Origin of the sequence: Methylobacter luteus IMV-B-3098 (assembly GCF_000427625.1) — a bacterium.
GTDB classification, from domain to species: domain Bacteria; phylum Pseudomonadota; class Gammaproteobacteria; order Methylococcales; family Methylomonadaceae; genus Methylobacter; species Methylobacter luteus.
Genome location: NZ_KE386569.1, coordinates 1923211 through 1939915 on the forward strand (window position 1 = coordinate 1923211; position 16705 = coordinate 1939915).

A 16705-nucleotide genomic window follows, 5' to 3' on the forward strand; every position below is an offset into this window, starting at 1 on the left:
GCAGCGCCATGCAAGTTCAACCGCTTCAAGCGCTGCAAATGCAAGGCAATAGACATCCGCATGGTCAAACAACGATAGCGACTACTTAATCCGAATGGCACACTTTACATTAAGCGGCATATACATTTACCCGGTAAAATCATTGGCAGGCATCAGCGCGTCCCATTGGCCCGTAACCGAAACCGGACTTCTGCATGACAGAAAATGGCTGCTTATCGATAGCAACCGGCAATTTCTGAGCCAACGCAGACTGCCGCGAATGGCCCTAATTAAAACGGCATTGACCGAAAACGACCTGATCCTGTCCGCGCCGGACATGAAAAACCTGGTGCTGCCGCTGATGCCCGCTGACGGCGAAATCATCAACAGCACCATCTGGCACGATCAGTGCGATGCCCGCAGCGTATCATCGGGAGCCGATCGATGGCTGAGCCGTTTTTTAAACACCGACTGCAGGCTTGTATACCAGCCCGATGACGTGGTCCGCCAAGTCGACCCCGATTATGCGCATGCCACTGACCAAGTCTCGTTTGCCGACGGCTTTCCTTTCCTGATTATTTCAGAGAATTCGCTGGTTTCATTAAATCATGAAATGGGACTGGATTTACCGATGGCTCGCTTCAGACCCAACCTGGTCATTGCTGGCTGCCCCGCTTATGCTGAAGACAGCTGGCGCGAAATCCGCATTGGCTCTATTGATTTTAGACTTCCCAAAGCCTGCTCGCGTTGCTCGGTGCCAACAATTGATCCTGAAACCGCACAAACAGGAAAAGAACCCCTGAGAACGCTTAACCGCGTCAGAAATTGGCAAAATAAAGTCTACTTCGGGCAAAATGCCCTGCACAATCAGTGCGGCGCGTTGAGTATCGGCGATATTGTCCAGGTCAAATTGACCGGCCCGAATCAGCCGCCGATTTAACCAAAATCCGTAAAAGGCGGCCTCAGCCGTCTTTTTATGTCAAAAGGACGACTAAAATCGTCCCCGCATTTAAACTATGCCATTTTTTAATGACTCCCCGAATAAGCCCCAGCCTTTTTGCCCTATTTTTATTGAAACATGCCTAAAGCCCTTCTTTTCGTTGTTATTCTGCTTTTATCTTACGGTTTTTGGCTAAGCGATGAATTTAAAGGCATTGCGATGGGCATCTCGATTTTTCTCTTCGGCATGCTGTCTCTGGAGCAAGGCTTCAAGGCTTTTACCGGCGGCATGCTGGAGCGGATTCTGCAAAAAACCACGGATACGACCTGGAAAAGTCTCAGCTTTGGCATTGTGTCAACGATGTTGATGCAATCGAGCACCCTGGTTTCGATTATCACCATTTCCTTTTTAAGCGCCGGCCTGCTTGATTTAATAGCGGGCATCGGCATCATATTCGGCGCTAATCTCGGGTCGACTACCGGAGCGTGGCTGATTGCCGGGCTAGGATTGAAAGTCAAAATTTCCGCTTACGCCATGCCCATGCTGGTTTTCGGCGTTTTATGCAGTTTCCAGAACAACAAACAGTTAAAAGGCATTGGCTATATCTTGACGGGATTGGGCTTTCTTTTCCTTGGCATTCACTATATGAAGGAAAGCTTCGAGACTTTTGAAAATACGATCAAGCTGGCCGATTACGCCATCCCGGGCTTAAAAGGACTGCTGATTTACACATTAGTGGGCATCATCGCCACCATGATCATGCAATCCAGCCATGCCACGCTGGTACTGATCATCACGGCACTATCCGTACATCAAATCACTTATGACAATGCGCTGGCGCTGGCCATCGGCTCCAACATCGGCACGACCTTCACCGCCGTCATTGGCTCACTGAGCGCCAATGTCCAGGGCAAACGACTGGCCGGCGCGCATCTGTTGTTCAATCTGCTGACCGGCATTATCGCCCTGATCTTCATCAGGGAATTTATCATTGCCGTTGATATGATCAATGCCGCATTAGGCATCGCCGCCGCGGACAATACGCTGAAACTGGCGACTTTTCATAGCTTGTTTAATCTGGTCGGCGTTGTCATTATGCTGCCTTTCATGAATCATCTGGCCGCCTTGCTGGAAAAAATATTCGTAGAGAAACGCCCCAACCTTTTCAGGCCCAAATACTTAAATTCGTCCGCCACAGGCTTTCCTGAAACGGTCGTCGAGTCGGTCAGACTGGAAAGCATTCATTTGTACGAGCACGGCATCCATATCATCCTGCACACATTTGGCTTGCGCAAACGCAATCTCTCGGATCAATCTGATCTCAAACAACTGATAGAACATAACAACGGGCCCGTTGAATACGATATCGATGCGGGCTATGAGAAAAGAATAAAAGGCATCTACAGCGCCATCATTGCCTTTATCAGTCAGGCCAATTTCACATGGGAAATGAAACAATCGTCCAAACTCACCTGGCTGCGCGATGCCAACCGGATGCTGGTGGAGGCCATTAAAGATACCAAACATTTACAGAAAAACTGGGGGCGGTCCAGAACTTCAAAAAACCAGGCCACAAGAGACGAATATAAAAAAATCGCTTACCAGATAGTCCTGCTGATCCAGCAGATTGAAAAGTTCAGACAGGAGATTGCAGAGAACGAATTACCGCTATTGTCACTGGATGTTTTAAAAGTGTCGATTGAAGACGAGGATATGCAGATGAACCGCTCCATTGATACCTTGATTCGGGAGCGAAAAATCACGCCTGAAACCGGATCGTCTTTAATCAACGACAGCACTTATATGTACAACATCAAGAAAAATCTGATCAAAACTGCCGAAACGCTATTTGTGCATGACAATGCCAACACTATGCGCATTGAACAGCAATTAGCCCTCAATGAAGCCGAGATCAAGGAAATCGTTCAAGCGGTGGATGCGCCCATAACAGACAATCTGTAGATTAGGATTATACTCGACAGTACTTTTTTAATTCTTGCTTCCACCCGCCATGAATAAAGAAAAGCTATTGCATAAATTACAAGCCTTTTTTGACCCTGCCCAAAAAAGGAAAAAACGCCATATAGAAGAGTTAAAAAAGATCCTGAGGAAACTCAAGAAAAAAGAACAGAAGATCACGGGCAAAATAGAACAGGCTGATGATGACTGTTTGAAAAAACTGTATCAAACCGAACTGGAAATCATCCGCCTGCAACGCAAAAAAGGCATCGACGTTCTGCAACAGCTTAGGGAACATAAAGGCTCGTCCGACTAAACCGCTCTCTACCACGCTTTTTTCGCGTCCGGTGCGGTCTTTACTAAAGCGAGCGCGTACAGTAGTATGCTCGGCAACGATTTCATCAAATCAAAAATTGCATCTAATAGTTTGTAATGCAAAATACTTATAGAAAGTTTGCTGATCAGCTTATTGGCTGATCTGACTACAGTTCCCGACTATTAAATCAACTTCCATAACGCGACAACCACATACAGACCTCATGCCCACAAACGAAAATCTGCCATCGTCAAATTTTATTCGCCACATCATCGACAACGATATCAAGGAAAACAAAAATAGCGGAAAAGTCGCCACCCGGTTTCCGCCTGAGCCCAATGGCTATCTGCATATCGGCCACGCGAAATCGATCTGTCTGAATTTCGGCATTGCCCGCGAATACAACGGCACTTGCAACCTGCGCTTCGATGACACGAATCCTGAAAAAGAAAGTGATGAATATGTACAATCCATTAAACGAGACGTGCAATGGCTGGGCTTTCAGTGGACGGAATTACGCCATGCCTCGGATTATTTTGAACAACTGCACGACTATGCCGTACAGTTAATCAAAGATGGCAAAGCTTATGTTGACAGTCTGTCGGCCGAACAAATCAGAGCCTATCGGGGCACCTTGACCGAACCAGGCAAGGAAAGCCCGGACAGAAACCGGTCCGTAGAAGAAAACCTCGATCTATTCAAACGCATGCGCGACGGCGAGTTCGCCGACGGCCAATACGTGCTGCGCGCCAAGATCGACATGGCATCGCCGAATATCAACATGCGCGATCCGGCGCTGTACAGAATCCGCCGCGTCCATCATCAACGCACCGGCGACGACTGGTGCATCTATCCGATGTACGATTACACACATTGCATTTCCGACGCGCTTGAAGGCATTACGCATTCGCTGTGCACACTGGAGTTTGAAGATCATCGTCCTCTTTACGACTGGGTACTGGACCAGCTCAAAACGCCCTGCCATCCGCAACAAATAGAATTTGCCCGCTTGCAATTGGAATACACTATCGTCAGCAAGCGCAAACTCAACCAGCTCGTCACTGAAAAACACGTCAACGGCTGGGATGATCCGCGTATGCCGACTGTCGCAGGTCTGCGCCGTGCGGGTTTTACGCCTAAATCAATACGTGATTTTTGCGAGCGCATCGGAGTAACCAAACAACATTCATGGATAGAAATGAGCATGCTGGAATACTGCATCCGCGAAGATCTCAATGAAAATGCGCCCCGCGCGATGGCGGTACTGCGGCCTTTGCGTTTGGTCATCGAAAATTATCCCGATGACCAAACCGAATACATGGAAATCAGCAATCATCCTCAGAAGCCCGAATTCGGCAAACGCGAAGTTGCCTTTTCCAAAGTCGTGCTGATTGAACAGGATGATTTCGCCGAAGTGCCGCCGCCAAAATTCAAGCGTCTGATAGAAGGCGGCGAAGTCCGTCTGCGTGGCGCTTATGTCATTAAATGCAGCGAAGTCATCAAGGATGCCAACGGCAACATTACGGAACTGCGCTGCACCTACGACCCTGACACGCTGGGCAAAAATCCGGAAGGCCGCAAGGTCAAAGGCGTCATACATTGGGTCTCCGAAGCGCACGCACGGCTGGCGGAAGTGCGCCTGTACGACCGCCTGTTTAAAGTGCCCAATCCGGATAATGAAGAGAACTTCCTTGATGCATTGAACCCCAACTCGCTGGAAGTGCTGACAGACTGCCGCGTCGAATCCAGCCTCGCTGATGCGAAGCCCGAAAGCCGCTACCAGTTTGAACGCACCGGCTATTTCTGTCTGGATGCCGACAGCGTTGACGGCAAGCTGGTATTCAACAGGACAGTGACCCTGCGCGATAGCTGGGAAAAAGACTGATTGCTTTAAAACTCAATCCGTTCTGACCAAGAGTTGTCCATACTATGGACAACTCTTTTCTTCACTCTGGCTTAGAGCGCATGCAAACCGTCAACTGGCTATATGCACTCTAACGCCCAGGATTATTGCTGTGCCTATAAGTGATGAGTCAGCGTGCGTTTTTGGCGTTGGCTTCTATCAGCGCAGCCATCGATTCGGCCTCAAAGTTTCCGCACTCCCTCAACCCCGAAATGACGCTAATCTGGTTCTGCTCCGGCTGGTTTTGGCTCACCTTCCATTTGCCTGACAGTTTTGTAATGGTAATTTCGATGCCGACGATAGCCTCGATCAACTTCTCCGTAAACTCGTAAGGTGCATCCGATACTGCCCATGGATTGGAAAAAGCCGCTTCATTATGCGCCGTCAGCGCCTCAAGATGAGAACGTAACCATGAAGCATCGTCAATAACGCGCAGCCAACCATAGGCATGAACAACGGCATAATTCCAGGTAGGCACTACTTTTCCGTTTTCCTGCCTGGAAGCGTACCAGGATGGGCTAATATAAGCGTCCGAACCGTGAAACACAGTCAGCACCTCAACATCTTTCTCCAGATCCGACCACATTGGATTAGAGCGGGCAACATGGCCGCGCAAAACACCGAACGGCGCCGGTTCGGCTGATAAGTGCAGCGGAATGTGATTTGCGTTCAGTCCGCTTGCGGATAACGTAATGAGCGTAGCAAGAGGCCGGGCACGAACCAGATCATGCATGACTTCGATTCTGGGCTCATCAAAATGCTTCGGTATATACATGGATTTTCCTTCTCAAAATATTTCATTAAAAACAGGCAGGAACAGAGTGCGTGCAGATAAAGCGCTTTTGATAGGGAACCGTATCGTATAAAAGCCCTTGCCTGCGTCATTTTTTCCAATTTTACAATTTTGAAGAATCGACATATTTCTCGCCGTTAAAAATGTAAGTCACATTCTTGGCGGGAACTATGGAGACGCCGTCCTCTCCGCTTTCAGTGCCGGTGCGGGTAACTAGCAAATCCGGATAATCGATATTCTTGCCCGGAACAATTGACAGGGTTCCTGTATAACGCCAGCACGGTATCGAGCCGCCTTTATCGGAAGGCGCCGGCTCAGATGCCCCATCACAAGCACCGGAATTATCTCCATCCGTTTGCACGTATCCGAGATCGCGCCAGTTGTTTTTCGAATAAGCGAACAGCGTCTTTCCTGACTCGAAAAAACCGCCCATGCCGCCTCCGGTCTCAATCATGAATGCGATGTTATCCGGAGACAGTTGAAGTATTTCGGCTTGTTTCACTTCCGGGGCATCGCCCCACTCACCGAAATCGCCAAATTTTGGCTGCTTCGATATGACCTGCCAGTCACCATCTACCTGCTTGTAAGTGATAGAGCCCACTTCAACACCCTGGGCATGAGTTTTAACTATTGCACCGGATTGCGGGTCGACTTCCTGAGTTTTCATGAATATGACATGAAGCTCATCACTGCCCAACTTGAATGATTGCTCAAACCAGATGCTGCTCAGTTCATTAGTCGAGATTCTGACTTTTCCATTTGAATCGGTAACGTCGAATAACTCTTCCAAGGCAGTTGTATGATCAGGGGTAACAGAAAGGCCTTGCGATAAGAAAGCCGAATTTTGACCGTCCTCTCGGCTATAAAAAAATACAGAGACAGCTATGGAAATAATCAGTGTTCCAGCTAACGCGGCAATGAGACGTGTTTGTTTCAATGATAATTTTTGGTTCATTTTCTCTCTTATTAAATCCGTTAATTAAAAGATTAAAGCCTGACGCTACGGGAGAACAGACCTCAAAAACATGTATTAATTTTTCATGTCAAGTTAAAGATTACCTAATTTGCCGAGCAAATTTACAAGACTCTACTGCTCAAACATTACTTCATCCTTATGCGACGAGCATATTTTGATCGTAAGACTGTACAATTACCAGGAAATAGAAAAGCTCTTTAAAACCAGTTAATCCTGCACAAAAAACCTCTGCGGCATTTTTTCTGTTTGTCACATTACTGTAATAAACTCATCCTATTCTTGCTGGTTAATCAGAAATTTCCAGTAATTATTTTTCCCTAATGCATAATGAATTAATCGCCATTCTCGGCGACCAAAAACTAACTCCTCATTTCCAGCCTATCGTGTCTTTAGCTCAAAAGAAAATCATGGGTTACGAAGCATTAATCCGCGGTCCCTACGACAGCCCGTTGCATAGCCCACTCAATCTATTCGCCGCCGCCGAGCGCTTTGATTTAAGCGCAAAACTGGAATTCATCTGCCGGGAAATCACTATCAAACGCTACGCAGACTTAAACATTAATGAAAAACTGTTTATAAACGTAAGCCCTTCCTTACTTTTGCAACCAAAATTTAAAAAAGGCGAAACGCTGAGATTTCTGAAGGTATTTGGCGTTGACCCCCGCTCTGTGGTCATTGAACTTACAGAACATCAACCGACTGATGACTATGGGTTAATGCGCGAGGCGGTCAGCCATTATCGGAACATGGGTTTTGAAATTGCACTGGACGATCTGGGCGCCGGCTATTCGGGGTTAAGGCTATGGTCTGAATTACTTCCTGACTATGTAAAAATAGACAAACACTTTATTCAAAAACTGGATAAGGACCCTGTCAAGCTGAATTTTGTCAAATCCATTCTAAGCATGGCGACGGCGTTGAACTGCCAGGTCATTGCCGAAGGGATCGAAACAGCTGATGAATTCAAGGCCATAGAAAAAATTGGCATTGCTTATGCCCAAGGGTACTACTTTGGCAAGCCAATGGCGGCCCCGATTGAAAAACTCGACAATTCGCTATTTGCTACTAGCCATGCCGGACATTACGAACCCAATCTGTTTAGCCTGAGAAAAGCCTCTTATTTAGCCAGATACATAAAAGCCGGCTCATCAAAAACAGCCATCAGTGAAGCATGACGAGTAACTATAATTAATGCAAATCAGCTCGCTACTCTAAAACTGGCTTCAATGACGACGCATAAATTGCCGTTGAAGCCAATTTGTTAAGATGAAGCCTTAATCTTCCATTCTGCCAATAAAACGATAAATTGCTGCGCCAAGCAATGCGCCAATGATAGGCGCCACCCAAAACAGCCACAGTTGGGCTATAGCCCAATCCCCGACATAAATTGCAACCCCTGTACTGCGCGCGGGATTTACCGAAGTATTGGTCACCGGGATACTGATCAGGTGAATCAAAGTCAGACAAAAACCGATAGCGATAGGCGCAAAACCTTGCGGTGCGCGTATATCTGTCGCGCCAAGAATAACGAGCAGAAACACCATTGTCATAACGACTTCTGTGACTAAAGCCGACAGCAGAGAATAGCCGCCCGGAGAATGGGCTGCATAGCCATTGGAAGCAAAACCTGCTGAAACATCAAACCCTGCTTTACCGCTGGCGATCAGATAAAGAACGCCTCCGGCCACGATGGCACCCAAGACTTGAGCAACGATATAAGGCAACAATTCCCTCGCCGGGAATCGACCGTCAGCCCAGAGCCCGATAGAGACTGCGGGATTCAAATGACAACCGGAGATATGGCCGATTGCGTAAGCCATGGTCAGCACCGTTAAACCGAAAGCCAGCGCAACCCCTAGAAACCCGATGCCGAGATCAGGAAATGCGGCAGCCAGTACCGCACTGCCACACCCGCCGAGCACCAGCCAGAATGTCCCGAAGAATTCAGCAATATATTTTTTCATACTCATCTCCTTTTTGTGGTTATTGTTGTGTCCTACGTAATAACTAAGCGGCCATCACGGCGAACAGGATATAAGTTTGTTTATAAAATAATACATCTAAATATGTGCTTAGTGACCAAGTCTAAACTCTAACAGTAGCATGTCAAGAAATTAATCATCGCCCTTTTTCAAACCCAAAAAGGTGCCTTGCTCCGCTATTTCACTCTCTTGAGACAGGGATGCAGAAACAAAATTATTAAAATCGAAGAACTACTTGTGATAGCGTAATTAATCATTCTGCATCAATCTGGACAAATCCCTCCCGATTCGGCATTTTCACTTCAGGCAGTGTTTCGGCATTCAAGACGTCGGTCTCCTTGATGATGCCGTTCAGATAGAGCAAATAAGCAGTGACGGCATACAACTGATCATGGCTCAGACTGCCCGGCGCATTTAACGGCATCGCCCGGCGCGTGAAATCGAAAATTGTCGTCGCATAAGGCCAATAAGTGCCGATTGTTTTATCGGGCGGATTATCGATTAATGAATGCCGGGCTCCGGCCAGTTCATCCGCACTGCCGCCTGTGCCCTCGACGCCATGACAGGACAGGCAATAAGCTTCATAAACCTGTTTGCCTTTTTCGGCATCGCCGCTGCCTTCGGGCAGCCCTTCACCGTCAGGAAAGACATCCATGTTCCAGCTCTCTATCAGATCCTTGGATGCCGGTTCATCCAGATGGGGACTAATTTTTTCCGCCTGTGCCGCATGCCAAAGACATAAGCAAACACAGGCCATCAAACTACGCATAAACATGACTGACGCTCCCTTCCGGCGATATTTCCCAGCTGACGATGGCGTTGTAGTGAAAATAGCCATGCCGGCCACATTGTGCGATCAATGCGTCACGCTCCGGCTGCACATAGCCGGTCTCATCGATGGCCCGGCTTTTCAGCACCGTTTTTTCGCCGTTCCACTGCCAGGGAATCCTGAAACGCGTAAAACATCGGGACAGCACCGGCTCTTGAAGCTGCGCCTCGGCCCAGGTCCGACCACCATCCGCCGAGACTTCGACCTTGCTGATCCTGCCGCGCCCGCTCCAGGCCAGGCCGCTGATCTGGTACAAACCTTTGTTGTCGAGTTTGTATCCGAGTGACGGGCTGGTGATCAGCGATTTGGCGTCCATGACAAAGGTAAACTGCCGCGATTTGCCGGAAGGCATCAGTTCGGTGTATTTCGCGGTTTCATTTCTGGCCATGGCCGGTCTGTTAGTAATATGTATCCGCCTTAACCATTTGACGTTCAGCACGCCTTCCCAACCTGGCACGATCAGGCGCAGGGGATAGCCGTTCTCCGGCCTGATGCGTTCACCGTTTTGATAGATGGCCAACAGGCAATCATCGAGCGCTTTTTCCAGGGGAATGCTGATATTCATGACAGCGGCATCGGCGCCTTCCGCTATGATCCACTTCGCTCGGCCTTTAACATGGGCTTCATTAAGCAATATCCGCAAAGGCACGCCCGTCCACTCACTGCACGAAGCCATACCGTGAAAATAGCCGACAGCAGTTTGAATTGGCTCGTCGCGCCAGCCGGCATTGCTATTGCCGCCGCATTCAACAAACGCGTAGCAGGACTGCATCGGGTAGCGCAGCAGGGCTTGCATATCAAAGATCAGAGCCTTATTCACCAGGCCGTGAATCAACAATTGATGCTTATCGGGATCAATCTGCGGCACGCCATTGTGATGGCGCTCAAAATGCAGCCCGCTGGGCGTGATGATGCCTTCCAGATCCTGCAATGGCGTCCATGATACCCCGTTGCCGGGCGCCATGCTGTTGCCCATGGTCCAGCGAATGGTTTTGCGTTCATGCGGAGAAGGCTGACCGTAATTGGAAAAAGGCTCGCCCGGTTTTTGCATCCACGGCAAACGCTCATTATCGCCAGATAAAGCAAACGCTTCGGGCGCCAAAGCGACAGCAACCGAAAAAGAAAATCCGCGCTTTAAAAACAAGCGCCGATCCAATAAACCACCACCTGCAATGGGTTGTAAATCGGTTTGCCGAACCATATGTCAAAACTCCCGCCAGTTGTTGATCGATAAACTGTTTATTGCAAAATAATAAGGCAAAAATACAGTTTAATTATAAAATAGGCGTCATTTTTTAACTTGAACGATAGGAACACTATGAACCAAGACAGCATCAAATTGATAGAGCAATACTATGCCGCTTTCAACAGCGCGGACATGGCCACTTTTCTGAGCCTGCTCACTGACGACGTCATCCATGATATCAACCAGGGCAAACGCGAAATCGGCAAGGAAGCTTTCAAGCAGTTCATGGCCGGCATGAACAACAATTACAAAGAGCAGCTCGTAGACATGGTGATCATGGCGACACCGGACGGCAGCCGCGGCGCGGCTGAATTTGTCGTCTTAGGCGAATACCTGAAAACCGACGAAGGCTTGCCTGAAGCAAAAGGCCAAAAATACCACCTGCCGGCCGGCGCTTTTTTCGAAATCCGCGATAACAAAGTCGCGCGCATTACCAACTACTACAATCTGCAAGACTGGATTGCGCAAGTCAGCAAGTAATTTTTGCGGCTTTCTCCTGAGGCGGAACCGTGCAGTAACATCTGCCGGGTAGATACGAATCGATTTTAGTTTGAGTGTGCTCCATGAAATATATCCTTAGCCTGTTCCTGACTTTATTGCTGGCCGGTTGCGAAAACGCGCCAGGCGAGCTTGAACTGGACGGCTTGGCCCAGGGCACCAGCTATCATATCAAGTTCGTCCCGGCCGAAAACACTGATGCCAACGCAGTGCATCGAGAAATCGATGCACTGCTGGCGAAAATCGACCTGCAGCTTTCCAACTACCGGGATGACTCGGAAGCATCCCGTTTCAACCAGCAGCAAAGCACCGATTGGATAACGGTTTCTCCAGCCCTGCCGGAACTGGTTTCCATTGCCCAAGCAGTGCACGCCAAATCTCGTGGCTGCTATGACCTGACCGTAAAACCGCTTCTGGAGGCCTGGGGCTTTTTCAAACATGAAGATCGCATACCCAGCGATGAGGAAATTATTGCCGCCAAAACCAAAATTGGCCTGAACAAGATCGAAGCCGACAGCGATGGCGGACGCTTGCGCAAAAAGGATGGTGCGGCTCAAATCGATTTTTCCTCCATTGGTCAGGGCTATTCCATCGGCCAAGTGGCAGCCCTGCTGGAAAGCCGGGGTATCACCAATTACCTGTTGGAAATCGGCGGTGAAATGAAAGTGCGCGGCAAAAAAGCCAACGGCGCCCATTGGCGTGTAGCGATAGAAAAACCGGTACCCGGTGGACGACATGAGATGCAACGCATTATCGAGGTACCGACTGATCGCGCCATGGCCATCATGACCTCAGGCAGTTACCGCAATTTCTTTGAGAGTGGTGGTAAAGTCTATTCTCACATCCTCTCTCCGTCGACCGGCAGACCCGTGGATCATCATCTCCTGTCAGTGAGTGTATTGCACGACGATCCCACCTGGGCCGATGCCTGGTCCACGGCGCTGTTGTGCCTGGGCGAAGAAGAAGGTCCCCGACTGGCCGCAGAGGAAGGATTGAAAGCTTTTTTTATTTATGGAGAAAATGGCAGTTTAAAGGAAATTATCAGCCCGGCCCTGAGCCAGGAGCGCTTCGTCGATTTGGCACAATAACTACGGCTCAGTTGAAACAACTCTCTATGTTTCTTGGATTTTATGCAATGAGAATTGCTGCGCCAGCGCATCAATCCGCTCATGGAGGCAAGCGGACTCCTGAAAAATCCGTTCTTTACAACTATTGATATGTAATGAAATATGTTAACAAAAGACATTAGCTATGCCAGTCGTACTGACTCAAAAACCCGGCTCTCAGAAAGCGCTTCTTGCCGGATTCTTCGCAACACTGGCTCCCCATCCCTCAAATTTTGCTGAAAAGCTGAGCCATGGCGCCTCAACTCACAGACTTTGTCACTGCCTGTTGCTTATAAAAGCCATCTTTCTAGGATTTCTGACTCTTGAATGCTGGAGATTTACTCATGACTGGCTTGAATGCTTACAGATACTGAAGACTGATACTATGGTGCCGACGCATTGCTGACTTTAAACGATGTTGTTTTACCGGCGAAGTTTCATAGTCTTATCGGCACCCAAGAAGCACCAACCCCACCTTTAATCACCACGTTATTGGCTTGTCAGAAATTTGGCAATAATGCTTTATCGCCTAATATGTCATTGCAGATTCTACAAGATTACAAACAGCAGATTTCTGAGACGATGAACTGTTTATTGCCTAGGCAATATTAAAATTGTGGCTGCTAATTAAAAGTCAAATTGACCCAAACTACTGTTTGTTTTTCCCAACCAATAAAAAACCCGCTTTAACGGCGGGTTTTTTATTATAAAAGACAATTAATCTTTCGGCTTCAACTTACTTTTTTAATCACCGATCCAGATTAACTCAACGCGGCGGTTCATCGATTTACCTTCTTCTGTGCTATTGTCAGCTACAGGGAAGTCTTCGCCGTAACCTTTAGCATACAGCTTGTTGGTAACACCTTGGCTCTTGAGGTATTTAGCAACCGCTTGCGAGCGTTTTTGTGACAATTTCATGTTATAAGCACTGGTTCCTTCGCTGCTGGTATGGCCTTGTACTTCAATATCTTTTTTATCTGCTGTGGAAATCAGATTCGCAGCGACGCCATCCAGAATAGTCTTCGCATTTTCGGTCAATTGGGCCGAGTTGTGCTCAAAGTTTACGCCTTTCAGTTCGATACTCATTGGACAGCCATTGAAATCAATCTTGCTGCCTTTCATCGTATCAGGGCATTTATCCAGGCAGTTGTTGACACCATCGCCGTCTGAATCAAGAGTCGAACAATCTGGTTCTGGAGCTGCTGCAACCGGCGCCACATATGGCTCTGGTTTTACTGCTGCTTTTGGCTTGTCGCCAAACGGAACAACGAAACCAACGTTAACAGTCATGTCATGGTATTCGTCGGTACCAGGACGAAGCTGAGCATTGAAATTGTTGTTGTAACGGTAGCGCACATCGCTGCGTAACAAGAAATTATCGTGCAGCTCATAGGTAAAACCGACGCCGCTCTCACCGATAATGGATGCACCGCTATCGCCTGGAACGCTGGTATTCATTCCGCCGACACCCACTACTGCATAAGGTGAGAATTTATCACGGAAGAAATAATATTGAAGATCAGCCGAACCGCCGGTCAAGTCCCAGCGTCCGCTTTGTCCGGTATTGGCATTGGAATAACCGCCAAAGCCCTGGTAAAAGCCTCTCAGCTCGATGTTAAAATGTTCATTGAGCATTTTGCCGAAGCCCATACCGCCGCCCCAGCCATCTTTTGCATCCCGGTCACCGCCGGTTTTAATAAATGTACCGAAAGGGGCAACATACCAGCGATCATCAGTGACCGATTCATAATCCCGATGCTCTTCAGCCTGCGCAGCCGACATAATGCTCATGCCTGACAATGCAAGCGCAAGTAAGTGCGTTTTTACCCTAACATTTTTATTTGCAATTCCAGCGTCAGTTTTAACGCCCAACTCATGCATTTGTGCCATTTGTTTTTGTTTGTACTCATCTTGTGTTTGCATAGCTTAATCCTTAAATGTTGATTTGCGTTAGCATGTTAATTTTTATTCGGCCTGCACTGCTCCAAATGCCGATGCTCGACAAAGAACGATCTTCCTTTCGGATAGTATACCCGTTGTTTAAAAATAATAAAATGTAGTTTAATCGCAACAGTTAAAAAAGTATGAGCAATAGCGCACACAAAATGACTGAATCATCCCCCTACAGCTCGAGCTTAGTTTATTTTGATTAATTTATGCTTACCATTCTGGCACTTATGATGGTTTACAAAATATAACTAAAAGTTTGGCCCGCGAACTGAGAGTTATCCGTTTAACAATGCCAGATACTCTTCTTCATTAATAACGCGGACGCCTTTCTGCATGGCCGCATTGATTTTTGAAACTCCTACCTCGGAACCTGCCACCAGATAATCGGTTTTTCCCGTGACTGAATCCGCGACTTTCGCCCCTAAACGCTTGGCTTCTTTTTTCATATCATCGCGTTTGCCATGCAGCATTGTACCGGTAAAAACAATCGTTTTACCTGAAATCGGGCTGCTTGTTTGCTGACGCTCTCTTACCAAAGGCGTCCGGATCAGATTGAAGCCTAACTGATAAATTTGCATAAAGTCATGTTCGACTTTTTTAAGGCACTCGACTACCGCTACGGCGGTTTTTTCCGCGAATCCTTCAATATTGGTAATATCTTCAATCGTCAATTTGAAAATATCGGTCAGATGGTAATGCTGCAGCAATCGCTCGCAATTACCCAGCCCCATTCTGTAAATACCGAATGCGCCTAAAAAACGCCAATCCTCTATCGCTTCGGTTCTGCTGCGTTGTAATTGATCCAATAGGTTTTGGGCGGTTTTATCACCAAAGCCCATGCTCTGCAGTTGACTCAAATTCAGTTGATAAACCGCATAAACGGAATTGACCCCTGCGGCATGCAGTTTTTCGATCGTTTTGAGACCAAATCCGTCGACATTGGCCAACGTCCTGAAAAAATGCTCAATCGTATTTTCAATTTGCGCAGGGCATTGCGTCGTGTTCAAACAATACAAATAATCACTGTCCCAGACCAGTTCGCTACCGCAACTGGGACATCGATCCGGAATCTGTGGAGGGTGCGGCGTAATGACGCGTTCAATTTTGGGTATAACGAGGCCGCTGCGAGTCAATTCAATAATAGTGCCCGGACCAATGCCCTGCTCTTTGACCATCCCATAATGATGAGCTGTCGCCCTGCAAATCATGGCACCACTGAGTCTCGTAGGCTCCAGCTCAGCAACCGGGTTGACACGTCCGGAACGCGAGGTTTGCGGCGTAACGCTCAGTACTTTAACGGTGGCTGTCTCGATATTGTTTTTGTAGGCAATCTGCCACCGGTGGTGATGCCGCGTTGCGCCCATGTGTTTTTTTACGGCGTCATGCGTTACCTCAAAAATTACGCCATCGACGTCATAATCAACCAAAGAGCGGACTTCAGTGACAATCTCATGGAAGTTCGCTCTTATCTCCGCGGCGGAACCGCACCAGTCTGGTAGCTGCGAAAACGGATAGAAAACCGCAGCATGACTTTGTATGGCTTCTAACGCATGCGGTTCCAGTTCTTTTTCCCGGATGATGCTGGCCTGGAAATTACGGGCATTTTCAAAATAATCGGCCAGATAAGTATTGAAATAGCTTTGACCGACGACGATTTCGCCTGCACCTTGCCCTCTTTTTCCGTTACCGCCAACGATCAGTCCGCGCTTAAAAACCCGGCTGATATCGGTGCCTTTGCGGCCATCGCCGCGCGTATACAAAATCTTCCCGTCATCATAAGCCGCATAACCGTCCAGTTTCGAGGTGGCTCTGAAAACCAGTGAGGAAGGATCAATATTGATTTCCTCGGCGGCTTTTTCTATGCGTGTCAGCCATCGATTAATCTCTTCCTGCCTGTAGGCTTTATCAGTGGACAGCATTCTCTCCGGCAAAGTGACCGTCTTGCCGACAAAGGCTTTTTCCGGCTCGACCGTTTCCAGATAAGGATGATGCGGATGCCTGCGTTGCAGCTCGGCCAAAAAAACCGAATCATAAAGATAATCGGAAATAAGCGGTTCGCCGCCGCGATACAACACGTTGCAGATTTTTAAAAATTCAAGCAGTTGCTCATCCGTGAGCTGGCTGGCGTCTGCTTGTGCGGCGATTTGCTCTGTAAACTCCGGTGATAACGCAGTATCTGAGTCCGCTTCATGGAGAATTTTCAACTGTTCACTGTTAAGCATCAGTGC

14 protein-coding genes are annotated in these 16705 nt (G+C 47.9%); 7 read left to right on the plus strand and 7 right to left on the minus strand.

Annotated features, from left to right (window positions below):
- Window positions 1-94: 94 nt before the first annotated feature.
- From METLU_RS0110820 to METLU_RS0110835, 4 genes are all read left to right on the plus strand, one after another.
- On the plus strand, window positions 95-919 hold the full coding sequence (locus METLU_RS0110820; RefSeq protein WP_081679080.1) for an MOSC domain-containing protein: 825 nt from the start codon (window positions 95-97) through the stop codon (window positions 917-919).
- A 138-nt stretch (window positions 920-1057) separates the two neighbouring features.
- The gene (locus METLU_RS0110825; RefSeq protein ID WP_027158223.1) at window positions 1058-2881 is read left to right on the plus strand and encodes a Na/Pi cotransporter family protein; all 1824 of its coding nucleotides are present in this window, start codon (window positions 1058-1060) and stop codon (window positions 2879-2881) included.
- A gap of 49 nt (window positions 2882-2930) precedes the next feature.
- Window positions 2931-3194, plus strand: coding sequence for a hypothetical protein (locus METLU_RS0110830; protein WP_027158224.1), 264 nt, complete (start codon window positions 2931-2933; stop codon window positions 3192-3194).
- A gap of 223 nt (window positions 3195-3417) precedes the next feature.
- Window positions 3418-5079: a glutamine--tRNA ligase/YqeY domain fusion protein gene (locus METLU_RS0110835; RefSeq protein WP_027158225.1), complete on the plus strand. Its 1662-nt coding sequence runs from the start codon at window positions 3418-3420 to the stop codon at window positions 5077-5079.
- Window positions 5080-5227: 148 nt separating this feature from the next.
- On the opposite strand, the gene METLU_RS0110840 is transcribed toward METLU_RS0110835, so the two are convergent.
- Window positions 5228-5872, minus strand: a complete 645-nt coding sequence (locus METLU_RS0110840) for an FMN-binding negative transcriptional regulator (RefSeq protein WP_027158226.1) — start codon at window positions 5870-5872, stop codon at window positions 5228-5230.
- 121 nt (window positions 5873-5993) lie between these two features.
- A complete protein-coding gene (locus tag METLU_RS0110845) occupies window positions 5994-6845 on the minus strand; it encodes a hypothetical protein (protein ID WP_027158227.1) in 852 nt (283 codons plus the stop codon).
- A gap of 341 nt (window positions 6846-7186) precedes the next feature.
- On the opposite strand from METLU_RS0110845, the gene METLU_RS25145 reads away from it, so the two are divergent.
- A complete protein-coding gene (locus METLU_RS25145; protein ID WP_036243038.1) occupies window positions 7187-8041 on the plus strand; it encodes an EAL domain-containing protein in 855 nt (284 codons plus the stop codon).
- 99 nt (window positions 8042-8140) lie between these two features.
- Here METLU_RS25145 and aqpZ read toward each other — a convergent pair whose 3' ends face one another.
- From aqpZ to soxC, 3 genes are all read right to left on the minus strand, one after another.
- Window positions 8141-8830 (minus strand): aquaporin Z, encoded by a 690-nt coding sequence (gene aqpZ / locus METLU_RS0110855; RefSeq protein WP_027158228.1) that lies wholly within the window; start codon window positions 8828-8830, stop codon window positions 8141-8143.
- A 271-nt stretch (window positions 8831-9101) separates the two neighbouring features.
- Window positions 9102-9623 (minus strand): c-type cytochrome, encoded by a 522-nt coding sequence (locus tag METLU_RS25150; protein ID WP_231383586.1) that lies wholly within the window; start codon window positions 9621-9623, stop codon window positions 9102-9104.
- Window positions 9610-10878 (minus strand): sulfite dehydrogenase, encoded by a 1269-nt coding sequence (soxC, locus tag METLU_RS0110865; RefSeq protein WP_027158229.1) that lies wholly within the window; start codon window positions 10876-10878, stop codon window positions 9610-9612. The genes METLU_RS25150 and soxC overlap by 14 nt, the downstream gene beginning before the upstream one ends.
- Before the next feature lie 117 nt (window positions 10879-10995).
- Between soxC and METLU_RS0110870 the strand changes: the two genes are divergently transcribed.
- Together METLU_RS0110870 and METLU_RS0110875 are read left to right on the plus strand one after the other, a co-directional pair.
- Window positions 10996-11403, plus strand: a complete 408-nt coding sequence (locus tag METLU_RS0110870; protein WP_027158230.1) for a ketosteroid isomerase-related protein — start codon at window positions 10996-10998, stop codon at window positions 11401-11403.
- An 83-nt stretch (window positions 11404-11486) separates the two neighbouring features.
- Window positions 11487-12509 carry an FAD:protein FMN transferase gene (locus tag METLU_RS0110875; RefSeq protein WP_027158231.1) on the plus strand — a complete coding sequence of 341 codons (1023 nt, stop codon included), beginning with the start codon at window positions 11487-11489 and terminating at the stop codon, window positions 12507-12509.
- Window positions 12510-13271: 762 nt separating this feature from the next.
- Here METLU_RS0110875 and METLU_RS0110880 read toward each other — a convergent pair.
- Both METLU_RS0110880 and METLU_RS0110885 read right to left on the minus strand, forming a co-directional pair.
- Window positions 13272-14450, minus strand: coding sequence for an OmpA family protein (locus METLU_RS0110880; protein ID WP_081679081.1), 1179 nt, complete (start codon window positions 14448-14450; stop codon window positions 13272-13274).
- A 302-nt stretch (window positions 14451-14752) separates the two neighbouring features.
- Window positions 14753-16699 (minus strand): helix-hairpin-helix domain-containing protein, encoded by a 1947-nt coding sequence (locus tag METLU_RS0110885; protein ID WP_027158233.1) that lies wholly within the window; start codon window positions 16697-16699, stop codon window positions 14753-14755.
- Between the last annotated feature and the right edge of the window lie 6 nt (window positions 16700-16705).